Source organism: Mycolicibacter acidiphilus, assembly GCF_018455725.1.
Classification (GTDB): domain Bacteria; phylum Actinomycetota; class Actinomycetes; order Mycobacteriales; family Mycobacteriaceae; genus Mycobacterium; species Mycobacterium acidiphilum.
In genome coordinates, this window is the sequence record NZ_JAHCLR010000008.1 from 62094 (window position 1) to 84659 (window position 22566).

Sequence of the window (22566 nt, forward strand, 5' to 3'; positions counted from 1 at the left end):
GAAAGCCCGTAACCCGGCGCCGTCGGGGAGCATGCTTGAACGCATGGGTCACTACCGGAGCAACGTGCGCGACTTGGAGTTCAACCTTTTCGAGTTGCTGCAGCTCGAACAATGCCTGGCCGGCGGCGAGTTCGGCGATCTGGACGGCGATACGGTGCGGCAGATGCTCGCCGAGGCCGCGCGGCTGGCCGAAGGCCCGCTGGCGGAGTCGTTCGCGGCCGGAGACCGCCAACCGGCGGCGTTCGACCCGGCCACGCACACCGTCACCCTCGCGGAGCCGTTCAAGGAATCCCTGCGGGCGTGGCAGGCCGGCGAATGGTTCCGGATCGGGCTGTGCGAGGAGGTCGGCGGGGTGCCGGCACCGGCGATGCTGGTCTGGGGGATCAGCGAATTCGCGCTCGGCGCCAACCCCGCGGCGCAGATGTATCTGGTGGGCCCGCTGTTCGCCGACATCCTGCACAGCATCGGCAACGCTCAGCAGAAACACTGGGCGGAGCTGGCGCTGGAACGCAACTGGGGTGCCACCATGGTGCTCACCGAACCGGACGCCGGCTCCGACGTCGGCGCCGGGCGGACCAAGGCCGCCGAGCAGCCCGACGGCAGCTGGCACATCGACGGGGTCAAGCGGTTCATCACCAACGGCGACACCGACGACCTGTTCGAGAACATCATGCACATGGTGCTGGCCCGGCCGGAGGGCGCCGGGCCCGGCACCAAGGGGCTCAGCCTGTTCCTGGTGCCGAAATTCCTGCCCGACCCGGAGACCGGTGCGCCGGGGGAGCGCAACGGGGTGTACGTCACCAACGTCGAGCACAAGATGGGCCTGAACGCCTCGGCCACCTGCGAGCTGACGTTCGGGCAGCACGGGACACCGGCGAAGGGCTGGCTGGTCGGCGACGTCCACAACGGCATCGCCCAGATGTTCAAGGTCATCGAGTACGCGCGAATGCTGGTGGGCACCAAGGCGATCGCCACCCTGTCGACCGGTTACCTGAACGCGCTGGACTACGCGAAGACCCGCATCCAGGGTGCGGACCTGACCCAGATGACCGACAAGACCGCACCGCGGGTGACGATCATCCACCACCCCGACGTGCGCCGCGCCCTGCTGATGCAGAAGGTTTACACCGAGGGGCTGCGGGCGCTGTACCTGTACACCGCCGCGCACCACGACCCGACCGTCGCCGCGATCGTCTCGGGTGCCGACGCGGAGATGGCCGTCCGGGTCAACGACCTGCTGCTGCCGATCGTCAAGGGCGTCGGCTCCGAGCGTGCGTATCAGTACCTGACCGATTCGCTGCAGACGTTCGGCGGCTCCGGCTATCTCAAGGACTACCCGATCGAGCAGTACATCCGCGACGCGAAGATCGACTCGCTGTACGAGGGCACCACCGCCATCCAGGCGCAGGACTTCTTCTTCCGCAAGATCGCCCGGGACCGCGGCGCGGCGCTGGCGCACCTGGTGGAGCAGATCGAGGCGGCGCTGGGCGACGGCGCCGCGGATCTGGCCGACACCCGCAAGGCGCTGGCGCAGGCGCTCGACGAGGTGCGGGCCATGGTCACCACCATGACCGGGTATCTGCTCGGCGCCCAGCAGGACACCCGGGAGCTGTACCGGGTGGGGCTGGCCTCGGTGCCGTTCCTGCTGGCCGTCGGCGACCTGGTGATCGGGTGGCTGCTGCTGCGGCAGGCGGAGGTCGCGTCGACGGCGCTGGCCGGTGGCCCCGACGCTGACGACGAGGCCTTCTACCGCGGGAAGGTGCTGGCGGCGAAGTTCTTCGCCCGCACCGTGCTGCCCCGGCTGGGTTCGGACCGGCAGACCCTGGAGGGTATCGACCTCGACGTGATGGAGTTGGGCGAAGACGACTTCTGACGAATGTCGTAAATGCGTCGTACCATGACGACATGACTACGACAGCGCTGGTGGATCTGCTGGAGCGGGTCAACGATGCGACCGGCCGGCTCCGCCGGTCGACGACGGTGCCGGCCGAAGTCGGCGAGCTGATCGACAGCTTCGACTCGATCGCCGTGCAGGAGGTTGATCCGCACCTTGCGTCGGCGCTGTGGGAGGCCGCGTTCAGCGCGAGCAAGGCGCTGCGCCAGGAAGACGCCGATCGGCGGCGTCGTGAGGTACGGGTCGCGCTGGAGCAGTTCCGCCACGCACTGCGCGACATCGTCGACGACCGGCCCTGTGACGACGGCGCACCGATTCGCGACGTGCTCGCCCGCACCGCCGAGGTGCTGAGCGCCCCGCAGAAGACCCTGGCCGACCTGCTCGGGGTCTCGGTGCGTCAGTTGCAGCGCTGGCTCGCCGACGACGGCCCGCAGCCAGCCGCCGGCGATGCGGCCCGAATTCGGGTGGTGGCCAACCTCGTCAACCAGCTGCGCCACACGTTCACCGGTCCGGGCGTGGTGGCCTGGTTCGAGCGCAAGCATCCGGTGCTGCGCCGCCGGCCGATCGACCTGCTCGACGACCCGTTGAACTACCCGCGGCTGCTCGGGGCGGCCAATGCCGCCCGCACCATGACCGCGTGAGCTACACCGCATTTCGGCACGCCGCCTACGACTCACCGTGGTGGTCGTTCCCCAGCGGCCGGTCGGGGCGATTCCATCGCGCCGGCGTGGATATCGTCCAGTACCTGGCGCTGCACCCGCTCGGCCCGGCCGCGGAGATGCTGCGGCACAACGTCGGACCGCACGGTGACCCCGACGAGGTGGTGCTGAACCTGTGGGTCGCCGAACTGGACCTTGAACGGGTGGTGCGGATCGATTTCGCCGACGCGACCGCCCACGGCTGCACGGCGGCCGACCTTGTCGGCGATGACTACGCCCCGACGCAGGCGCTCGCCGAGCGGATGCGTGCCACCGGCGCCGACGCGATGATCGTGCCGTCGGCGGCGCTGGCCGGCACCGACAACCTGATCGTGTTCGGCATTCGGGTGCTGCATCCCTACCTGTGGGAGCCGGTGACGCCGGAGGAGGTGCGGACCGGCCATCTCAGCGACGCCGCGCGCCCCGCCGCGGAGGTGGCGGCGCACGTCCGCTGGTTCGGCGCCCCGCACCGTGCGCTGCAGCAGTGGCAGGCCGACGGCCGCTACGACCGATTCGACGACCCGGTCGCCGGCCGTTGGTGAGCGGTGCGGTGACTACGCTCGATCACCGTGGAGACCCACACCAGGAAGTACCGGCTGCCCGACCACGGCTACACCATCGTCCGGTGGGCGCATGAACTGGCGAAGGGCCGCGGCGCGGTGGCGGTGGAACCGGACGTCGAGAGGGTCCGGCGACCCGACGGTACGCTGGCGTTTGCCGACGTCGAACGGTTCAAAAACCTTGCGGACGGCCCGCTTTCGATCCTGCGCGAACTGCTGGACCTGGAGGCGTTCGCGGTCCGGTCCTGGGCGAAGACCGGGTTCGCCCGGTTCCACCGACGGGCCGCCGCTCGGCAGGCCGACCGGATCTGCCGCGAGCAGGGCAGCGAGGCGGCCGTCGACTGGGTCCTGGACAACGCCACCACCGACGAGGAGCCGTCGATCGTGGGCCTGCGAGATGCGCTGGGCGCCCGGCTGTTCACCGCCGGCGGCCGCGACGAGGCGTTCTACCGCACCGAGGTGGCCCGGTGCCTGCAGGAACGACGCCGACGGCGGCAGCTCAACGAGTGAGCCGCCGCCGCCGGAAGTCCGCTCAGGCGTCGATCGTGTAACCCATCGGCAGCAGCACGCTGCGCTGCTGGGTGAAGTGCTCCACGCCCTCCGGGCCGTTCTCCCGGCCGATGCCGGAGTTCTTGTAGCCGCCGAACGGCGAACCCGGGTCGAACGCGTACCAGTTGATCCCGTAGGTGCCGGTGTGGATGCGCTGGCTGATCTCGATGCCGTGCGGCACGTCGGAGGTCCACACACTGCCGGCCAGCCCGTACACCGAGTCGTTGGCGATCGCGACCGCGTCGTCCTCGGTGTCATAGCCGATGATCGACAGCACCGGCCCGAAGATCTCCTCCTGGGCGATCGTCATCTTGTTGTCGACGTCGGCGAAGACCGTCGGAGACACGAAGTAGCCGCAGTCCAGCCCCTCCGGCCGGCCACCGCCGCAGACCAGCCGCGCACCCTCCTCGACGCCCTTTTTGATGTAACCCTCCACCCGGGTGCGCTGCTTCTCGGAGATCAGCGGCCCGATCTGGGCGGCCGGGTCGGACGGCGGGCCGACCGGCAGCATCGACACGAAGTTGCTGACGGCCTCGACCACCTCGTCGTAGCGGGACCGCGGCGCCAGGATCCGGGTCTGGTTCACGCAGCCCTGCCCGGCGTTCATCACCCCGGAGAACACCAGCATCGGCACCGCCGACGCCAGGTCCACGTCGTCGAGCACGATCGCCGCGGACTTGCCGCCGAGCTCCAGCGTGCACGGCTTGAGCCGGTCGGCGGCCAGCTTGCCGACCTCCTTGCCGACCGCGGAACTGCCGGTGAACGTGAACAGGTCGACGTCGGGGTTGGCGGTCAGTGCCTGACCGGTCTCGATGCCGCCGGGCACCACCGACAGCACCCCGGCGGGCAGGCCGGCATCGGCGAACGCCTCGGCCAGCGCGTTGGTGGTCAGCGGGGTCTCGGCGGCCGGCTTGAGCACGATCGTGCAGCCGGCCAGCAGCGCCGGGGCGATCTTGTTGACCGCCAGGAACAGCGGCACGTTCCAGGCCACGATCGCCCCGACGACGCCGATCGGCTCGCGGGTGACGATGGTCTGCCCGAACACCCCGGTGCGGGTCTCTTTCCAGCTGACCTTGTCCGCGGCGCCGGCGTAGAAGTTCAGCGAGGCCATCGAACCGGCCCAGTGCATGGTCTCCACGGTGATGCTCGGCTGGCCGGTCTCGTCGGCGAGCAGCTTGGTGAAGTGGTCCTTGCGGGCCTCCATCAACTCGACCGCCTTGGCGATCACCGCGGCCCGCTCGGCCGGCGGGGTCGACGGCCACGGGCCGTTGTCGAACGCCGACCGCGCCGTCGCGACCGCCTCGTCGACGTCGGCCTTGGTCGCCAGCGGCACCTTGCCGACGTACTCGCCGGTGGCCGGCGAGTGCACCTCGATCACCTGGTCGGTGGCGGGGGCGACCCATGCGCCGCCGATGAAGAGCTTGTCGTATTCGGTGGGGGTGATCTGCGTCATGGTCGTCACCCTACCCAGCGGGGACAACAATTAGAACTTGTTCCAGTCAAACGGTCAGCAAGGACGCAGGACCAGCACCAGATTGCTCACCGCGAACTCCCGCAGCCCCGGCACCGAGGTCAGCCGCCAGGCCCATCGCGGGTGGTAGCGGGGGAACGCGGCGACCAGGGCCCCGGTGCTGCGCGCCCAGTTCAGCCCGGCGGCCGCCGACACCGCGAACAGCGACGAACCGTAGTTGTTCTTCGGTGGATGGCCGTGCCGGCGGGTGTAGCGCGCCGCCGCGCGGTGCCCGCCGAGGTAGTGCGTCAGGCCCATTTCGTGCCCGCCGAACGGCCCCAGCCACACCGTGTAGGACAGCACCACCAGGCCACCGGGACGGGTGACCCGCAGCATCTCGTCACCCAGCCGCCAGGGTCGCGGCACGTGCTCGGCGACGTTCGAGGACAGCGTGATGTCCACACTGGCGTCGGCGAAGGGCAGCGCCATTCCGGAGGCCCGCACGAAACTGCCGGGGGAGTGCGCGGTGACCGGGCCGGCGGCGTGCATCTCGGTCGGGTCGGGCTCCACGCCGATGTAGCGCAGACCGGCCGCGGTGAACGCGCTGGCGAAATAGCCGGGACCGCCGCCGACGTCGAGCAGGGTGCGGCCCGCCGGATCGCCGCCGCCGGCGCCGCGCCACAGGTCGGTGACCATGGCTGCGGTGTCGTCGGCCAGGGCGCCGTAGAACCGGGCCGGGTCGGTCTGCTCGTAGCGGAACTGCCCGAGCAGTCCGACCGAGCGGGTCAGGGTGGCCCGGCGTGCGAAGAGATCGGTCACGGCCACGCGGTGCAGCCTATGACCACGGGACCGTCGACAAAGTGCAACACTGCATACATGTCCCTGAACGTTTCGGTGCGCCTCGACGATCGGCTCGCGGAGCGGCTGCGGCTGCGTGCCCGCGCAGCTGGTGAGAGCCTGTCCGACCGGTTGCGACGCTATGCCGAGGAGGGGACGCGGCGCGACGAACATCCGCTGGTCACCTTCCGCGACGGACCGACCGGCCGCCGCGCCGGTCTGATCGGCGGACCCGACGTCTGGGAGGTCGCGCTGTGGATCGATGACCTCGGAGAAGTGTCGGACCCGGCGGCTGAACTGGCCGCAGACGGTGCCGTAGCGCGCGCGCAGATCGACGCCGTGCTGGCCTACCGGGCCGACTATCCGGAGGAGATCGAGGCCCGCATCGCGTTGCACCGTGCTGAGACGACCGCAGCCGACGTGCGGTGAGGCTGCTTCTCGACGAGATGTACCCGCCCGCCCTGGCTGAGGGGCTTGCCGCTGTGGGTGTCCGGGCGACCACCGCTGGGCACCTCGGCCTCGCCGGCCGGCCCGATACCGATGTGTTCGCCACCGCGGTGGCAGCTGGGTTTGCGATCCTCACCGAGAACGTCGGAGATTTCACCCGGATCGCCGCGGAGCACCTCATCGCCGGCGGCCATCACACAGGATTGCTGGTGGCGCTCTCAGCGCGGTTCTCCCGTCGGCCGTCGGGGATCGGTGCCCTGGTGACCGCCGTCGCGGCGGTCGCCGACGAGCAACTCGAGGATCGAACCGTCTACCTGAACTCGCCGACTACTCTGTAGTGCTGTGTCCGGGGTGTCGGGAGTCCGCAGCGTGCTGCTGCTGTGCTGGCGCGACACCGGGCACCCGCAGGGCGGCGGCAGCGAGACCTACCTGCAGCGCATCGGCGCCGAACTGGCCGCGGCCGGGGTCGCAGTCACCCTGCGCACCGCCCGCTACCCGGGTGCGGCGAAATCCGAGACCGTCGACGGGGTGCGGATCAGCCGCCGCGGCGGCCCCTACACCGTGTACCTGTGGGCGCTGGCCGCGATGGCCGGCGCCCGGATCGGCGTCGGCTCGCTGCGTGGGCTGCGGCCGGACGCGGTGATCGACACCCAGAACGGCCTGCCGTTCCTGGCCCGGCTGATCTACGGACGCCGGGTCGCGATGCTGGTGCACCACTGCCACCGCGAGCAGTGGCCGGTGGCCGGGCCGGTGCTCAGCCGGATCGGCTGGCTGGTCGAATCGTGGCTGTCGCCATTGCTGAACCGGCGCAACCAGTACGTCACGGTGTCGTTGCCGTCCGCGTGGGACCTGGCCGAGTTGGGGGTGGGCACCGACCGGATCGCGGTGGTCCGCAACGGTCTGGACGACGCCCCGGCGCAGACGCTGGCCGGCGAGCGGGCGGCGGCGCCGACCGTGGTCGTGCTGTCGAGGCTGGTGCCGCACAAGCAGATCGAGGACGCCCTCGACGCGGTTGCCGTGCTGCGCGCCCGGGTGCCAGGGCTGCACCTGGACGTGATCGGCGGCGGCTGGTGGCAGCAGCGGCTTGTCGACCACGCCGCCGCGCTGGGCATCGGCGACCTGGTGACGTTCCACGGCCACGTCGACGAGGCCACCAAACATCAACTGGTGCATCGGGCTTGGGTCCAGCTGCTGCCGTCGGCCAAGGAGGGCTGGGGGCTGGCCGTCATCGAAGCCGGCCAGCACGGCGTGCCGACGATCGGTTACCGGTCCGCGGGCGGGCTGACCGACTCGATCGTCGACGGGGTCACCGGCCTGCTGGTCGACGACCGCGACCACCTGGTGACGCAGCTCGAACGGCTGCTGAACGACGCGGTGCTGCGCGAGCAACTCGGCGCCAAGGCGCAGGCCCGCAGCGCGGAGTTCTCCTGGCGGCAGAGCGCCGACGCGATGCACGACGTACTCACCGCGGTGTGCGCCCGGGAGTACCGCAGCGGCGTGGTCTGAGACCGGCCGCGACAGGTCTGCTAGGCTATTCGCATACCACCCGTCCCCTCTGGGGGCGGGTTTTTTCGTGCCGGGTATGGATTCACCACGGTGGTGGTTTGGTGACGCCACCTGTGAGGTCGGCGAGTTGGCATGCGTAGAAGTCGGCGGCGTTCATCCGATACCACCAGTGGTTTCCGGCGCCGGTGGTGGCCGACGCGCGTAGGGCGCCAGCCGTGTAGCTGCGCGTCGGGTTGATCAGCCCCACCGGAATCAGTCTTCGGGCCTGCTCAATCGGGAATCTGAGGTCACTGTCGTTGCTGATCACGACGGCCGCCTCGATCGGTGGGTTGCCCGGCTGCCCGAGGAGGACGTCCAGCAGCAGGTGAGCGGCGACGTTTACGTCGGAACCCTTCTCTTCTCGACGGGCCACTGAGACGATGAACCGGGCGTTGGGGTCGTCGTGACCGTTACCGTTCTTGACCATCACCGGACCGCCAGGGTTGGTAATCACTGGCCGGTTCCGTTTGCCGGGTGTGGCCAGTGGGACGCGGGCCGTTCGGGTGACGTGGTCGGCGATCGGGCCGCCGGCGAGTTTTCGCAGATCCAGCCAGCGCCAGCCCGCGGTACTCGGGCCGCAAAGGAACTTGCCGCCGTAGTAGAGGTTGAACCCGTCGATGTAGACGCCTACCCGCATGCGACGGACGGTAGTGCCCGGAGAAGCGTCGGGCACTTCAGTACCTGCTCTTGTGCCCGCCTCTGCGCGACAACAGGTGTTAGGTGAGGCGGGGCGGGGCCGCAGTGCGGTGGCCGGGCCTGGCCGGGGCGCGGGTTGTCGCGGGGAGGCGGGCACAACAGATGCCCCTGCCCGACGCGGTCACGGTCGTCAGCGGCGCCGGGCACGCTGGAGCGATTGCAGCACCATCCCCGTCACCCCCGCCACCAGCAACCCCAACCACACCAGGTGCGCCGCCAGCGCGGCCCGTCGCCGGTCGGCCGGTGCCCCGGGGGTGTCGCCGCCGATCCGGGACAGCGTCAGATCCGCCGGCCCCTCCACCACCAGCCAGCCCACCCCGGCGTCGCGCAGAGCGGCCGGGTCGGCCGGGTCGAATCCGGGGGCCAGCAGCAGGTCCTGCACGGTGCGGGCGCGGGCGCCCTCTCCGAGCACGGTCGCACCCCCCACGTCCAGGTCGCCGGTGGACAGCACCTCGGCGCGCACCCAGCGGGGCAGCGGGTCGAGCACCGGCGTCGGCCCCGCCCAGGGAAACCGGCGCATCACACCGGCCGGCAGCACCGCCACCGGGTGCGGGTCGGCGTTGATGGTCGCGGCCACCGCCGGCCAGGCCGCCGGGTAGCGCACCGGCTCGACGCGGCCCCAGACTCCCCAGGCGAGATCCGGCAGCACCGCGATCAGTGCCGTGCAGATCCCGACGGTTATCGGGACCGTCAGCCGCCGAAACACCATCGTCGCGCCGGCGGCGGCCAGCGCGTAGCCGGGCATCGCCAGCGCCACCCACTTCTGCCCGTCACGCAGCACCCCCATGCCGGGGACGGCCTCGATCAGGCGCTGCAGTACCACTAAACCCGGCCCGGTCGCGGACACCGCGATCAGCAGCACCGCCACTGCGGCCAGCACCAGCAGCGGGCGGGCCGCCCGTCGTCGCCACACCGTCGGCAACCCGACGGCCACCACGCCGAGCAGCACCAGCGTCGCCACCACCGCGAACAGCGTCGTCCGCGAACCGGGCACCGCGTCGGCGTTCCAGATGCCGCCCAGCCCGGCCACGCTGCCCAGCGTGCCCAGGCCGGGTTCGGCCCGCGCCGCGAACGCCGGCACCCCGGTAGGGTCGGCCGGCGCGGTCACCGGGTGCAGCGCGTACGCCACCGCCCACGGCAGCGCAGCCGCCACCGCAATCGCCAGCACGACCCCCAGCCGGCGCAGTCCCGCACACGCCAGGGCCGTCACCGCGGCCAGGATCAGCCCGGTCGGCGTCAACCCGGCCACCGCGACGAAGAACACCAGCGCGAACAGCGAAGGCTCCCCGGTCCGCATCCGCAGCACCGCCGCCGCCACCCACGGCAGGCAGCCGTAACCGACCAGCAGACTCCAGTGCCCCTGCAGCAGCCGTTCGGCGACGTAGGGATTCCAGACCGCGAGCGTGGCCGCCGCCAACTGCCCGCCCACACCGGCTGTCGGCAGCACCACAACGACCAGGCGTGCCGCGCCCCACCCGGCCAGCCACACCCCGGCGAACAGCACCGCCTTGACCAGGACCCCGCCGTCGACCAGATGCGACCCCAGTGCGACCGCGAAGTCCTGCGGGACCGCCCGCGGGGCACCCTCCCCGACGCCCAGGGCGGCGTCGGTCAGATAGGACCGCGGCGTGGACACCGCGTCGCGCAGCAGCAGGTAGCCGGGCCGCAGCAGCGGCGCCAGCAGCAGCGCGGTCAGCCCCAGCGCGTACGCCGGTGCCAGCCAGCGCCGGAACACGCTACGACTGGTCGGGAGTCGGGTTCGACTCGGAGGATTCCAGGTGCGGCCGCTGCGCGGGCAGCTTCTCGGTCTCGGCCTCGGCGCCGGACGACTGCTCGGCCGGGGTGCTCTTGCGCGGGATGCCGCCGAACAGCCCCTCGTCGGCGCCGTCCGGGCGACGACGGCCCAGGGCGGATTCGGCCGGCAGGCTGAACCAGCCGACCAGGACACCGCCGACCAGGGCGATCAGGCCCGCGGCGGTGAAGGTGATCGGCAGGATCCGCGACCACAGCGCCAGCCGGTCCCGCTCGTCGCGGGCCGCGTTGACCTGCGCCTCCACGGTCTCCTCGGTGCTGGAGACGGTGTAGTCGACCAGCGCCATCTCCGGCTTGAGCGGGTCCCGGGCGTAGTAGTGGTTGGCGTGCACCTTGGACTTCACGATGGTGCCGGACACCGGGTCCACCCACATCGTCCGCTGGACGGCGTAGTACCGCGTCATCGTGACGTCTTCCTCGGGATCCTCGGTTTCGAGGTTCCACATCCGCGCCGGCGCGGTGATCTCGCCGTCCTCGTCGTGGCCGTGCAGTGACGGGTAGCGCACCGGCTCGGCGAGCGTGCCGTCGGCGTCGTAGCCGATGTTCTGGGTGAACCGGTAGGTGGTCAGCCCGTTGACGTCCTCTTCACCCTCGTAGTTCGCCTCGAACGCCCGCTGGGCGATCGCGTCGAAGTACTGGTAGGACTTCTTCTCGGTGTGGAACGGGAACCGGTAGGACAGGCCCTCGTGCGGCAGCGCGATGTTGGTCGGCGGGCTGTCGTCGTCGAAGCTCCGGGGCTTCTGCACATAACCGCCGGCGTGCGCGTCATCGGAGACGGCTTCGGCGGTGCTGCGGTCCAGGGTCACGGTGTCGACGATCGCCAGCAGCAGACCGGCGTCCTTCTGCTTGTCCGCGCGCCGCAGCGACGATCCGGCCTGCAGCGTCACCACGTCGGCATTGGCGGGGGTCTCGACGTCGATCTGCTCCTGGGCCACCAGTTGGACGTCCGGGTCGACGACGGCGTGCTCGGTCAGCAGGGACTCCGGGTCGAGTGCGGCGCCGGTGCCGGTGCTGATCAGCGTGGTGTCGATGTCGAGTGGAATCTTGGCGATCTTGCCCACGGTGTAGGTGGACAGCAGCAGCGCGGCGATCAGCAGGGCGGCACCGAGACCCATGACTGCGCATGCCGCGATACGCATCATGACTGCCCGGTTCACGTCGCCGCATCCTCCTATTGACCCCGGATAAAACCTGTTCGACCCTAACAGCAGAAATTAAAGCCGCTACTGTGTGTCCATCGGCGCTTCGGACACAAATCAGATCAACCAGCAGATGGGCGGTGCCCGCAGCTTCCTGCCGGCTGTCGAGGGAATGCGCGCCTGCGCCGCCATCGGCGTCGTCATCACCCACGTCGCGTTCCAGACCGGACACTCCACCGGCATCAGCGGCCGACTGTGGGGCCGCTTCGACATGGCGGTGGCGGTGTTCTTCGCGCTGAGCGGGTTTCTGCTGTGGCGGGGGCATGCCGCGGCCGCCCGCGGGCTGCGCGATGCGCCGCCGGCCGGGCACTACCTGCGCTCCCGCGTGGTCCGCATCATGCCCGCCTACCTGGTGTCGGTGGTGGTGATCCTGGCCCTGCTGCCCGACGCCGGCGGTACCAGCCTGACCGTGTGGCTGGCCAACCTGACCATGACCCAGATCTACGTGCCGCTGACGCTGACACCGGGGCTGACCCAGATGTGGAGCCTGGCCGTCGAGGTGAGCTTCTATATAGCCCTGCCGCTGCTCGCGCTGGGCGCGCGACGGCTACCGGTGCGCGCCCGGGTGCCGGTGATCGCCGCGGTGGCACTGCTCAGCCTGGGCTGGGGCTTCCTGCCGATCCACACCCCCTACGGGGTGAACCCGCTGAACTGGGCGCCGGCCTACGGCTGCTGGTTCGGGGCCGGGATGCTGCTGGCGGAGTGGACGTACGAACCCCTCGGCTGGGTGCACCGGTTGGCCCGGCGCCGCTGGCTGATGGCGCTGGTGACCGTGGTCGCGTTCGTGGTGGCCGCCTCCCCGCTGGCCGGCCCGGAGGGGCTGACCCCGGCGACCGTCAACCAGTTCATCGTCCGCACCGCGATGGGCGGGGTGCTGGCGTGGAGCCTGCTGGCGCCGCTGGTGCTGGACACCCCCGACACGGCGCACCGGTTCCTGGGCAGCGGCCCGATGGTGACGCTGGGCCGCTGGTCCTACGGCATCTTCATCTGGCACCTGGCCGCACTGGACATGGTGTTCCCGGTGATCGGCAAGTTCGCGTTCACCGGGGACATGGCGGTGGTGCTGGTGCTGACGATGGTGTTCACCGTCGCGATCGCGGCGGTGAGCTACGCGCTGGTGGAGCAGCCGTGCCGGGAACGGTTGCGCGGCTGGGAGACCCGGCATCACTCCCCGGCACTGACCCCGGCGCCGGTCCTCGGCGATCCGGTCGCGGCGACCAGCCCGGCGTGAGTCGGGCCGTCCGGCACGTGCGCCGGCCGGGCCGCGTCGAACTCCTTACGCAGCGTTGGGATCACCTCGCCGCCGAGTAGCTCCAGCTGCTCCAGCACCGTCTTCAGCGGCAGGCCGGCGTGGTCGACCAGGAACAGCTGGCGCTGGTAGTCGCCGACGTGCTCGCGGAACGTCAGCGTCTTGTCGATCACCTGCTGCGGGCTGCCGACGGTCAGCGGGGTCTGCTCGGTGAACTCCTCCAGCGACGGGCCGTGCCCGTAGACCGGGGCGTTGTCGAAGTACGGCCGGAACTCGTTGACGGCGTCCTGGGAGTTGCGCCGCAGGAACACCTGCCCGCCGAGCCCGACGACCGCCTGATCGGCCGAACCGTGCCCGTAGTGCTCGAACCGTTCGCGATACAGCCCGACCATCCGCTGGGAGTGCTCAGTGGGCCAGAAGATGTGGTTGGCGAAGAACCCGTCGCCGTAATAGGCGGCCAGTTCGGCGACCTCCGGGCTGCGGATCGAGCCGTGCCAGACGAACGGCGCCACCCCGTCCAGTGGTCGGGGGGTCGCGGTGAACGACTGCAGCGGCGTGCGGAACCTGCCCTGCCAGTCCACCACGTCCTCGCGCCACAGCCGGTGCAGCAGACCGTAATTCTCCACGGTCAGCGGCATGCCGTCGCGGATGTCCTTGCCGAACCACGGATACACCGGACCGGTGTTGCCGCGCCCGAGCATCAGGTCTACGCGGCCGTCGGCTAGATGCTGCAGCATCGCGAAGTCCTCGGCGATCTTCACCGGGTCGTTGGTGGTGATCAAGGTGGTGGCGGTGGACAGGATGATCTTCTCGGTGCGGCCGGCGATGTAGCCCAGCAGAGTCGTCGGCGACGACGGCACGAACGGCGGGTTGTGGTGTTCACCGGTGGCGAACACGTCCAGGCCGACCTCTTCGGCCTTTTCGGCGATGGCCGTCATCGCCTTGATCCGCTCCGCCTCGGTGGGGGCGCGGCCGGTGGTGGGGTCGACGGTGACATCGCCGACGCTGAAGACACCGAACTGCATGGTGGGCTCCTTCGGTAAGGTAATTCAAATCTTGACTACCTGAACACCGGCTGGTTGACTGGTTATTCCGGAGGTGATGACCATGCCGCTCGATCACGCTCAACTGCGCGCCTGGGCCGCCTACATCGAGGCCAGCCTGCGCCTGCAGACACTCCTCGACGAGGCGCTGCGCGCCGAAGCCGGACTCACGCTGTTCGACTACCACCTGCTGGTGGTGCTCTCCGAAGCGCCGCAGCGGCGACTGCGGATGAGCGAACTGGCCGAGCGGATGGTGTTCTCCCGCAGCCGGATGACCTATCAGGTGAACTCGATGATCAAACGCGGCCTGGTGATCCGGGAGGCCGCCCCCGACGACGGTCGCGGCTACCGGGCGGTGCTCACCGCCACCGGATGGGAGACCCTGCGGGCCGCGGCGCCCCGGCATGCGGCGGCGGTGCAGCGGCTGTTCCTCGACCAGATCGCGCCGGACGAACTGCCCTGCATCGAGCGGGTCTTCACCCGACTGCACGCCTCCCTGACGGCCGGCCCGTGAGCAACACCGAGGAGCATCCGGCCGAGCTGCTCGGCGAGTGCGGGTCCTGCCCGGTCGACGACGCGGGACACCCGGTGGTGGAGGTGCTGTCCGCCCGCGAGGTGCCCCTCGGTGGACCGCGCGCCATGGCCGTGCGCCGCACGCTGCCGCAGCGGCAGCGGTCGATGGTCGGCGCCTGGTGCTTCGCCGACCACTACGGCCCCGACGACGTCTCGGTCACCGGCGGCATGATGGTGCCTCCGCACCCGCACACCGGACTGCAGACCGTGAGCTGGCTGTTCAGCGGCGAGATCGAGCACCGCGACTCCGGCGGTGTGCACGCCGTCGTCCGGCCGGGTGAGCTGAACCTGATGACCGGCGGCCGCGGCATCTGCCACTCGGAGGTGTCCACGCCGGCGACGACGATCCTGCACGGGGCGCAGCTGTGGGTGGCGCTGCCCGATGCGGCCCGCGACGCGCCGCGCGACTTCCAGCACTACGTGCCGCCGGCGGTCGAGGTCGACGGTGCGTGGGTGCGGGTGTTCCTCGGGGCGCTGGCGGGTCAGGTGTCGCCGGTGCGGACCTTCACCCCGCTGGTGGGCGCCGAGATCACCGTCGGCCCGGGCGCCCGGGTGGAGCTTGCGGTGGTGCCGGACTTCGAGCACGGCCTGCTGGCCGACAGTGCCGAGCTGCTACTCGGAGACACCGCCCTGGCTCGCGGCGAACTCGGCTACGTCGGCACCGGGGCGTCCACCCTGGCGGTGCACAACCCGACCGGGACCGCGGGCCGAGCCCTGCTGCTGGGCGGTGCGCCGTTCGACGAGGAGATCGTGATGTGGTGGAACTTCGTCGGCCGCAGCCACGACGAGATCGTCGCGTTCCGGGCGGACTGGCAGCGTGAGACCGAGCGGTTCGGCCGGGTCGACGGATACCGGGCCGGGTCGAGCGGGATCGAACGGCTGCCGGCGCCGGTGCTGCCGCCGGTGCGAATCCGGCCGCGCGGCAACCGGTCTCAGTAGCCGCCGGAGTGCTCGAAGATCCGCCGCGGGTTGTCCACCAGCATCGTGCGCAACTGTTCGTCGGTGACACCGCGGGCCTTCAGCGCCGGGATCACGTCGCGGTGGATGTGCAGGTAGTTCCAGTTCGGCGCGGCCACCGGCAGCAGTTCCTCCGGCAGCGCGTCGAAATAGCACATCGCATCGTGCGAGAGCACCATCTTGTCGGCGTGCCCGCGCTCGCACATCGCCGCCACCGTGTTCACCCGGTCCTCGAACGGCAGGATCGTGTCGATGCCGAACCGGTCCATGCCCAGGTACGATCCGGCGGCGATCAGCTCCTCCAGGTAGCCCAGGTCGGTCGAGTCCCCGGAGTGCCCGATCACCACCCGGGACAGGTCCACCCCCTCGGATTCGAAGATCCGCTGCTGCTCCAGGCCGCGCCGCAACCCGGCATGGGTGTGGGTGGAGATCGGCACCCCGGTGCGCCGATGTGCTTGGGCGACCGCCCGCAGCACCCGCTCCACCCCGGGGGTGACGCCCGGTTCGTCGGTGGCGCACTTGAGGATCGCCGCTTTGATGCCGGTGTCGGCGATGCCCTGCTCGATGTCGCGGACGAACAGTTCGGTCATGATCTCCGGGCCGTCGAACGGGGTGCCCGGCCCGAGGTAGTGGAAGCAGAACGGCACGTCGTTGTAGGTGTAGACGCCGGTGGCCACCACGATGTTCAACTCGGTCTGTGCGGCCACCCGGGCGATCCGCGGCAGGTAGCGGCCCAGCCCGATCACGGTCAGGTCCACGATCGTGTCCACCCCGACGGCCTTGAGTTCGTTGAGCCGGCGCACCGCGTCGGCCACCCGCGCGTCCTCGTCGCCCCACGCCTCCGGGTAGTTCTGGGCGACCTCGGTGGTCATCACGAAGACGTGCTCGTGCATCAGCGTGACGCCCAGGTTCGCGGTGTCGATCGGTCCCCGGGCGGTGCTCAGCTGTGACATTGCTTGATAGTAGGGAGATGCCGCCGGTTCTCGCCGAGAATCGATGGCGATACCTGAAGGGGGAGACGATGCCGACGACCACGCTGCGGTTCCTGGCGAAGGCCACCGACATCGGTTACGGCGCGCGCATCGACGGCGGGCACGTCCTGGAATGGGTGGACAAGGCCGGTTACGCCTGCGCGTCGGAGTGGAGCGGCCGGTACTGCGTGACCGCGTTCATCGGCGACATCAAGTTCGCCCGGCCCATCACGGTGGGCGAACTCGTCGAGATCAGCGCCCGGGTGGTGCTCACCGGGCGGACCAGCATGAACATCGTGGTCACGGTGTCCTCCGGTGATCCGCGCACCGGGGAGTTGAGCCGGACCGCGCAGTGCCTGGCGGTGTTCATCGCCGTCGACGACGATGCGAAACCGGTGCCGGTGCCGGCCTTCGAACCGCAGACCGACGCCGACCGCCGCCTGCAGGAGGCCGCCCGCAAGCGCGCGGGGATGCGTGCCGACATCGACGCCGCCATCGCCGCACAGCACTACGGCGACGACACCTCCGCGCCGTGCGGTGTGCTGCGGTTCCTGGCCGCCCCCACCGACGTCAACTGGGGTGGAAAAGTTCACGGCGGCAAGGTGATGCGCTGGATCGACGAGGCTGCATACCTGTGCGCGTCGCAGTGGACGCGGGAACCGGTGGTGGCCTCGCGAATCAGCGGTATCCGCTTCTACAAGCCGGTCATGATCGGCAACATGATCGAGGTGCGGGCCCGGCTGATCCACACCTCGGCGACCCGGCTGTACATCAGCGTGCACGTCAAGTCGTCGGATGTCCGCACCGGTGCGGGATACGTTGCCGCACATGCGATGACGATCTTCGCCGCGATCGGCGACGACGGGCGGGCGGCGGCGGTACCGAAGTGGGAGCCGGTCACCGAGGAGGACCAGCGGCTGGACCGGCACGCGCTGCAACTCGCGGAGGTGCTCAGCCGTTCCTCGGCGTGAGGCTGTGAGGGTCGACCGAAGAGTGATCGACAATCGCACCGGATGTCCGCACACTTGACCGGACACAGGAGGTGGGGTCATGCCGTCGACCGCTTCTGCTCGCCTGGAGTTCCGGGTCCGGCCGGAGAGTAAAACGGCGATCGACCGCGCGGCCGCCCTCGTCGATGAGACGGTTAGCGAGTTCGCCCGCGCCGCCGCCGAGGAGAAGGCCGAGCGGGTGCTCCGTGAATACGAAGCCACCACCACCGTGCCCCCTGAGTTCTTCGACGAACTGCTCGACGCCCTGGATGCCCCGCCCGTGCCGAACGTCGCTCTTGCGTCGGCGGCCCAGCGCGCTCGCGACATGGTCATGCGCGACTGATCGGAATGCGCTACCGCTCCCAGCGTTTCGATCCTGACAAACACGATGTGAGCGAATTCGCGTGCGGTGAGCCGTCCCTGGACGCCTGGTTGCGTGAGCAGGCTGCCCAATCGGGTGCTCGGCGCACCGCGCGCACCTGGGTCTGGGTCGATCCGTCCGGCGCGGTGGTCGGTTACTACGCACTGGCGGCCCACAAGGTCGCACGCTCGGCTGTTCCCGGCAGGATCGGGCGGGGCGGGCCGGTGGAGATCCCGGCCGTCCTCGTCGCCCGGCTGGCGTTGTCGAACGCGTTGCAGGGGAAGGGATTAGGGGCAGTCCCGGTCGCTGGCGTGCTCGAGCGTATCGTCGAGGCCACCTGCACCGTCGGCGCACGACTGGTTGTGGTCGACGCCTTGCACGAGAACGCGACCCGCTTCTACCAGTCGCTGGGTTTTCGCCGGATTCCTGCCAGCCTGCTGCTCGTGCAGAAGATTGCGGATATCGAAGCCGCGATCACGCCACCGGTGTGACGGTGAGCTACCCGCCCGTTGCCGACAGCCACGCCGCCAGGGTCACGTCGTCGACGATCGCGTCGTCGGGGATCAGCCCACCGCCGGAGATTGCGCTGCCGAACAGTGGCACCTCGGTGATCAGCCGCGGGCGAATCCCGTCGAGGTCACCCTTCGCGGCGAGCATCGCCCGGACCAGTTGGGCGGTGGTGGCCACCTCCGGCCCGCGGATCGCCACGGTGCGGTCGCCTTCAGCGACCGCTTCGATCTCGCTGCAGACCAGGGCGGCGACCCGTTCGGCGGCGACGCCGGCCATCAGCATCTTCGGCAGCACCGCGAGCGGACCGAAACTGGCCCGCCGCACGATCTGCGGGACCAGTTCGAACCACTGGGTGGAGTGGATGATCGTCACCGGAACCGACGCGGCCCGGTAGACGTCTTCCTGGGCGGCCTTGCCGCGGTAGTAGCCGAACCGCTTGTTGACGCGTCGGTCGGTGGCGCCGGCGATCGAGACGCAGACGATCCGACGCACCCCGGCCCGCTCGGCGGCCCGCACGACATGGGTGGCCGTGTCGGTGAAGAACCGGACGGCCCGCTTGGCGCTCATCGTCTCGACGTTCAGGCAGTCGACGGCCACATCGACTCCGGTGAAAGCCTTTTCGAGTCCGACGCCGGTGAGCACGTCGACGCCGGCGCTGCGGCTCGCCGCAACCACCGTGTGGCCGGCGGACTCCAGGTCCCGCGTGATCATGCGGCCGATGGTTCCGGTGGCTCCGAGCACGGCGATCTTCACGAAAACGACTATAGGACGGGCGGTCTGGCAGGATCGGCCGCTGTGCTGCTGCTGTACGGCGGCGGACTGACGGCGGTGCTCGTCGTCGCCCTGAGTCAGCGTCGACGGGCGACCCTGGTCGCGCTGCCGGTGGTCCTGATCGTCACGCTGGCGGTGAACCCGGGCTGGCTGGTGACGCCCCGCACGTGGTTCACGCTGCACCGGCCGCTGCTGGACCGGGCGCTGCGCGACACAGGGCTCTGAATCTCGGAGCCGGGCAAAACCGGGCGCTGTGACCCGCATCACGCTAGAATGACCAGTGGTCATTTCAGCGAGGAGGTGGTCGGATGCCGACAGTCACCTGGGCGCGGGTCGACCCGGCGCGGCGGGCGGCGGTGCTGGCGGCCGCCGAGGCCGAATTCGGGGCGCACGGCTTCTCCGGCGGCAGCCTGAACGTGATCGCCCGGCGCGCGAAAGTCGCCAAGGGCAGCCTGTTCCAGTACTTCGCCGACAAACGCGACCTGTACGCCTACATCGCCGACGTCGCCGGTCAGCGGGTCCGCGCCCACATGGAGGGCCGGATCGTCGACCTCGACCCGACCCGGCCGTTCTTCGCGTTCCTCACCGACATCCTCGACGTCTGGGTGGCCTATTTCGCCGAGCATCCCCGGGACCGGTCCCTGCACGCCGCAGCCAGCCTCGAGGTCGACACCGATGCGCGGATCAGCGTGCGCGGCGTCATCCACCGGCACTACCTGGAGGTGCTGCGCCCCCTGGTCCGCGACGCGCAGGTCCGCGGTGACCTGCGTGCCGACGCCGACGTCGACGCGCTGCTGTCGCTGCTGCTGCTGATCCTGCCGCACCTGGCGCTGGCACCCTACCTGCGCGGCATCGACCCCATCCTGGGCCTGGACGAACCGACCCCGGAACAGCCCGCCCTGGCGGTGCGACGGCTGGTCGCCGTCCTGCAAGCGGCTTTCGGCGGCGAAACAGCCCGCCGCCGTGACGATTCCAAGGAGGTAACCGCATGACCCGCACCCACTTCGACTCCCTGACCGCCGGCGGCCTGAACTGGAACAGCCTGCCGCTCAAGCTGTTCGCCGGTGGCAACGCGAAATTCTGGGATCCCGCCGGCCTCGACTTCTCCCGCGACCGGGCTGACCTCGATGCGCTGTCCGACCGGGACCGGGAGATGGCGACCCGGCTGTGCGCCCAGTTCATCGCCGGCGAGGAGTCGGTCACCCAGGACATCCAGCCGTTCATGGCCGCGATGCGCGCCGAGGGCCGGCTCGGTGACGAGATGTACCTGACCCAGTTCGCGTTCGAGGAGGCCAAGCACACCCAGGCGTTCCGGCTGTGGCTCGACGCCGTCGGGCTCACCGAGGACCTGCACTGCTTCCTCGACGACCTGCCGTCGTACCGGGCGATCTTCTACGAGAAACTGCCGGAAGCCCTCGACGCGCTGCTGACGGACCCGTCTCCGGCGGCGCAGATCCGGGCGTCGGTGACCTATAACCACATCGTCGAGGGCATGCTGGCACTGACCGGCTACTACGCCTGGAACAAGATCTGCGTCGAGCGTCAGATCCTGCCCGGCATGCAGCAACTCGTCCGGCACATCGGCGACGACGAGCGCCGGCACATGGCCTGGGGCACGTTCACCTGCCGGCGTCACGTCGCCGCCGACGACGCCAACTGGGACGTGTTCGAGGCGAAGATGAACGAACTGCTGCCGCTGGCGCTGGGCGTCACCCAGGACGGGTTCGCCCTCTACGACGACGGCGACATCCCGTTCGGTCTGTCGGTGGACGAGTTCGTCGCCTACTCCGCCGACAAGGGCATGCGCCGGTTCGGCACGATCAGCAGCGCCCGCGGTCGCCCGGTCGGCGAGATCGACGTCGACTACACCCCGCTGCACCTGGAGGACACCTTCGCCGACGAGGACGCGCAGGTGCTGGCCGCCTCGGCGTAGTCGCCCGGCGAGTTCGAGTTCGAGTACGCCATGTTGAGTGTGCGCTGACGGCGGTGAAACGGCGTTGATCCCCGCCGTCAGCGCACACTCAACGGGATCCGCTACGCCACCCACACCGTCTTGAGGTTGCAGAACTCGCGGATGCCGGCCCCGGCCAGTTCCCGGCCGTACCCGGAGCGCTTGATCCCCCCGAACGGCAGTTCCGGGTGCGAGGTCGTCATCCCGTTGATGTAGACCTGCCCGGCCTCGATGCCGTCGACGAACCGGCTGATCTCACCCTCGTCGCGGGTCCAGGCGTTGGACCCGAGGCCGAACGGGGTGGCGTTGGCGATCTCGATGGCCTCGTCGATGTCGGCGGCGCGATACACCGCCGCCACCGGCCCGAACACCTCCTCGGTGTAGATCGCCATGTCGCGGGTGATGTCGGTGAGCACCGTCGGCGGGTAGAACCAGCCCGGCCCGTCGAGTCGTCCACCGCCGCACCGGATCACCGCACCGGCGGCGACGGCCGCATCGACCAGCTGTTCCACCTCGGCCCGGCCGGACTCGGTGGCCAGCGGCCCGATGTCGACGCCAGGATCGGTCGGATCGCCGACGGTCAGCGCCGCCATCTTCGCGGTGAACGCGGCGACGAACTCGTCGTAGACGTCGGTGTGCACGATGAAACGCTTTGCGGCAATGCAGGATTGGCCGTTGTTCTGCACCCGGGCGGTGACCGCGACGGCGGCGGCGGCGGCCACGTCCGCCGACGGCATCACGATGAACGGGTCGCTGCCGCCGAGTTCGAGCACGGTGTGCTTGATCTCGTCGCCGCAGATCGCGGCCACCGAACGCCCGGCCGGCTCACTGCCGGTCAGCGTCGCCGCGGCCACCCGCGGATCGCGCAGCACCCGTTCGACCGCGCCGGAACCGATCAGCAGGGTCTGGAAGCAGCCGTCCGGGAAGCCGCCGCGGGCCAGCACATCCGACAGGTACAGCGCGGTCTGCGGCACGTTGGAGGCGTGCTTGAGCAGGCCGACGTTGCCGGCCATCAGTGCCGCGGAGGCGAACCGCACCGCCTGCCAGAGCGGGAAGTTCCACGGCATCACCGCCAGCACCACCCCGATCGGCTGGTAGCGGGCGAACGCCCGGGACGCGCCGACGGTGGCCGCGTCCGCCGGCTGGTCGGCCAGCAGCGTCTCGGCGTGGTCGGCGTAATAACGGAAACCCTTGACGCACTTGAGTGCCTCGGCCTTCGCCGACGCCAGCGTCTTGCCCATCTCCAGCGTCATCAGTGCCGCCACCTCGTCGGCCTCGGCCTCCAGCAGGTCCGCGGTGGCGTGCATCCAGGTGGCACGCTGCGCGAACGAGGTGTGCCGGTAGTCGGCGAACCGGGCCGCCGCCGTCGCGATCGCCGCGTCGACCTCGGCGTCGGTGGCCGCGGTGAAGGTCTTGACCGTCTCTCCGGTGGCCGGGTTGATCGTGGCTATCGGTGTCTTCGGGGTCGGCGTGGGCACGCGATCCTCCTGTAGATGCTCGTCGG

The 22566-nt window shown here is 70.1% G+C and carries 25 protein-coding genes; 16 read left to right on the top strand and 9 right to left on the bottom strand.

Translation table 11 applies throughout. The features are described 5' to 3' along the window. Window positions 1-43 precede the first annotated feature (43 nt). Genes KIH27_RS06770 through KIH27_RS06785 form a run of 4 tightly spaced genes read left to right on the top strand, consistent with a single transcriptional unit; the run spans window position 44 to window position 3662 of the window. Window positions 44-1873 carry an acyl-CoA dehydrogenase gene (locus KIH27_RS06770; protein WP_214092170.1) on the top strand — a complete coding sequence of 610 codons (1830 nt, stop codon included), beginning with the start codon at window positions 44-46 and terminating at the stop codon, window positions 1871-1873. A gap of 32 nt (window positions 1874-1905) precedes the next feature. Further along, window positions 1906-2535 (top strand): hypothetical protein, encoded by a 630-nt coding sequence (locus tag KIH27_RS06775; protein ID WP_214092171.1) that lies wholly within the window; start codon window positions 1906-1908, stop codon window positions 2533-2535. Continuing rightward, on the top strand, window positions 2532-3134 hold the full coding sequence (locus KIH27_RS06780) for an RES family NAD+ phosphorylase (protein WP_214092172.1): 603 nt from the start codon (window positions 2532-2534) through the stop codon (window positions 3132-3134). The genes KIH27_RS06775 and KIH27_RS06780 overlap by 4 nt, the downstream gene beginning before the upstream one ends. 27 nt (window positions 3135-3161) lie before the next feature. Further along, window positions 3162-3662: a hypothetical protein gene (locus tag KIH27_RS06785; protein ID WP_214092173.1), complete on the top strand. Its 501-nt coding sequence runs from the start codon at window positions 3162-3164 to the stop codon at window positions 3660-3662. A gap of 22 nt (window positions 3663-3684) precedes the next feature. On the opposite strand, the gene KIH27_RS06790 is transcribed toward KIH27_RS06785, so the two are convergent. Together KIH27_RS06790 and KIH27_RS06795 are read right to left on the bottom strand one after the other, a co-directional pair. After that, a complete protein-coding gene (locus KIH27_RS06790) occupies window positions 3685-5154 on the bottom strand; it encodes an aldehyde dehydrogenase (RefSeq protein ID WP_214092174.1) in 1470 nt (489 codons plus the stop codon). 54 nt (window positions 5155-5208) lie between these two features. Continuing rightward, the gene (locus KIH27_RS06795) at window positions 5209-5976 is read right to left on the bottom strand and encodes a class I SAM-dependent methyltransferase (protein WP_214092175.1); all 768 of its coding nucleotides are present in this window, start codon (window positions 5974-5976) and stop codon (window positions 5209-5211) included. A 51-nt stretch (window positions 5977-6027) separates the two neighbouring features. Between KIH27_RS06795 and KIH27_RS06800 the strand changes: the two genes are divergently transcribed. From KIH27_RS06800 to KIH27_RS06810, 3 genes are read left to right on the top strand one after another with little or no spacing between them, the layout of a single operon-like run. Then, the gene (locus KIH27_RS06800) at window positions 6028-6417 is read left to right on the top strand and encodes a hypothetical protein (RefSeq protein ID WP_214092176.1); all 390 of its coding nucleotides are present in this window, start codon (window positions 6028-6030) and stop codon (window positions 6415-6417) included. Beyond that, window positions 6414-6773 (top strand): DUF5615 family PIN-like protein, encoded by a 360-nt coding sequence (locus tag KIH27_RS06805; RefSeq protein WP_214092177.1) that lies wholly within the window; start codon window positions 6414-6416, stop codon window positions 6771-6773. Before KIH27_RS06800 ends, KIH27_RS06805 begins: the two co-directional genes overlap by 4 nt. A gap of 13 nt (window positions 6774-6786) precedes the next feature. After that, window positions 6787-7941, top strand: a complete 1155-nt coding sequence (locus KIH27_RS06810) for a glycosyltransferase family 4 protein (RefSeq protein ID WP_214092246.1) — start codon at window positions 6787-6789, stop codon at window positions 7939-7941. Between the two features lie 82 nt (window positions 7942-8023). Here KIH27_RS06810 and KIH27_RS06815 read toward each other — a convergent pair whose 3' ends face one another. The 3 genes from KIH27_RS06815 to pgfA all read right to left on the bottom strand — a co-directional run bounded on the left by KIH27_RS06815 (window position 8024) and on the right by pgfA (window position 11645). After that, window positions 8024-8617, bottom strand: coding sequence for an NYN domain-containing protein (locus KIH27_RS06815; protein ID WP_214092178.1), 594 nt, complete (start codon window positions 8615-8617; stop codon window positions 8024-8026). A 189-nt stretch (window positions 8618-8806) separates the two neighbouring features. Next, on the bottom strand, window positions 8807-10411 hold the full coding sequence (locus KIH27_RS06820) for an MmpA family trehalose lipid delivery protein (RefSeq protein WP_307856804.1): 1605 nt from the start codon (window positions 10409-10411) through the stop codon (window positions 8807-8809). 1 nt (window position 10412) lies between these two features. After that, on the bottom strand, window positions 10413-11645 hold the full coding sequence (gene pgfA / locus KIH27_RS06825) for a cell envelope lipid trafficking protein PgfA (protein ID WP_214092179.1): 1233 nt from the start codon (window positions 11643-11645) through the stop codon (window positions 10413-10415). A 115-nt stretch (window positions 11646-11760) separates the two neighbouring features. On the opposite strand from pgfA, the gene KIH27_RS06830 reads away from it, so the two are divergent. Continuing rightward, window positions 11761-12918 (top strand): acyltransferase family protein, encoded by a 1158-nt coding sequence (locus tag KIH27_RS06830; RefSeq protein WP_214092248.1) that lies wholly within the window; start codon window positions 11761-11763, stop codon window positions 12916-12918. Here KIH27_RS06830 and KIH27_RS06835 read toward each other — a convergent pair. Beyond that, on the bottom strand, window positions 12852-13961 hold the full coding sequence (locus KIH27_RS06835) for an LLM class flavin-dependent oxidoreductase (RefSeq protein WP_214092180.1): 1110 nt from the start codon (window positions 13959-13961) through the stop codon (window positions 12852-12854). The two genes, KIH27_RS06830 and KIH27_RS06835, sit on opposite strands and share 67 nt — an antisense overlap. 82 nt (window positions 13962-14043) lie before the next feature. On the opposite strand from KIH27_RS06835, the gene KIH27_RS06840 reads away from it, so the two are divergent. Both KIH27_RS06840 and KIH27_RS06845 read left to right on the top strand, forming a co-directional pair. Then, a complete protein-coding gene (locus tag KIH27_RS06840) occupies window positions 14044-14493 on the top strand; it encodes a MarR family winged helix-turn-helix transcriptional regulator (RefSeq protein WP_250149709.1) in 450 nt (149 codons plus the stop codon). Next, window positions 14490-15491, top strand: coding sequence for a pirin family protein (locus tag KIH27_RS06845; protein WP_214092182.1), 1002 nt, complete (start codon window positions 14490-14492; stop codon window positions 15489-15491). The genes KIH27_RS06840 and KIH27_RS06845 overlap by 4 nt, the downstream gene beginning before the upstream one ends. Here KIH27_RS06845 and KIH27_RS06850 read toward each other — a convergent pair. Continuing rightward, complete coding sequence (locus tag KIH27_RS06850) at window positions 15485-16462, bottom strand: phosphotriesterase family protein (protein WP_214092183.1); 978 nt, start codon at window positions 16460-16462, stop codon at window positions 15485-15487. The genes KIH27_RS06845 and KIH27_RS06850 overlap by 7 nt on opposite strands. 68 nt (window positions 16463-16530) lie before the next feature. Between KIH27_RS06850 and KIH27_RS06855 the strand changes: the two genes are divergently transcribed. The 3 genes from KIH27_RS06855 (at window position 16531) to KIH27_RS06865 (ending at window position 18321) form a co-directional block, all read left to right on the top strand. Then, complete coding sequence (locus KIH27_RS06855) at window positions 16531-17451, top strand: acyl-CoA thioesterase (protein ID WP_214092184.1); 921 nt, start codon at window positions 16531-16533, stop codon at window positions 17449-17451. Between the two features lie 79 nt (window positions 17452-17530). Further along, a complete protein-coding gene (locus KIH27_RS06860) occupies window positions 17531-17812 on the top strand; it encodes a type II toxin-antitoxin system TacA family antitoxin (RefSeq protein ID WP_214092185.1) in 282 nt (93 codons plus the stop codon). A gap of 5 nt (window positions 17813-17817) precedes the next feature. Then, the gene (locus KIH27_RS06865) at window positions 17818-18321 is read left to right on the top strand and encodes a GNAT family N-acetyltransferase (RefSeq protein ID WP_214092186.1); all 504 of its coding nucleotides are present in this window, start codon (window positions 17818-17820) and stop codon (window positions 18319-18321) included. Between the two features lie 7 nt (window positions 18322-18328). Here the strand turns inward: KIH27_RS06865 and KIH27_RS06870 are convergent, their stop codons facing one another. Then, entirely contained in the window at window positions 18329-19093 is a 765-nt protein-coding gene (locus KIH27_RS06870; RefSeq protein ID WP_214092187.1) for an SDR family oxidoreductase, read from the bottom strand. Between the two features lie 42 nt (window positions 19094-19135). On the opposite strand from KIH27_RS06870, the gene KIH27_RS06875 reads away from it, so the two are divergent. From KIH27_RS06875 to KIH27_RS06885, 3 genes are all read left to right on the top strand, one after another. Beyond that, window positions 19136-19336, top strand: a complete 201-nt coding sequence (locus KIH27_RS06875) for a hypothetical protein (protein WP_214092188.1) — start codon at window positions 19136-19138, stop codon at window positions 19334-19336. An 83-nt stretch (window positions 19337-19419) separates the two neighbouring features. Next, window positions 19420-20103 (top strand): TetR/AcrR family transcriptional regulator, encoded by a 684-nt coding sequence (locus tag KIH27_RS06880; RefSeq protein WP_214092189.1) that lies wholly within the window; start codon window positions 19420-19422, stop codon window positions 20101-20103. Beyond that, entirely contained in the window at window positions 20100-21044 is a 945-nt protein-coding gene (locus KIH27_RS06885) for a R2-like ligand-binding oxidase (RefSeq protein WP_214092190.1), read from the top strand. Before KIH27_RS06880 ends, KIH27_RS06885 begins: the two co-directional genes overlap by 4 nt. Before the next feature lie 101 nt (window positions 21045-21145). Here KIH27_RS06885 and KIH27_RS06890 read toward each other — a convergent pair whose 3' ends face one another. Then, complete coding sequence (locus KIH27_RS06890; protein WP_214092191.1) at window positions 21146-22540, bottom strand: NADP-dependent succinic semialdehyde dehydrogenase; 1395 nt, start codon at window positions 22538-22540, stop codon at window positions 21146-21148. Window positions 22541-22566: the final 26 nt, after the last annotated feature.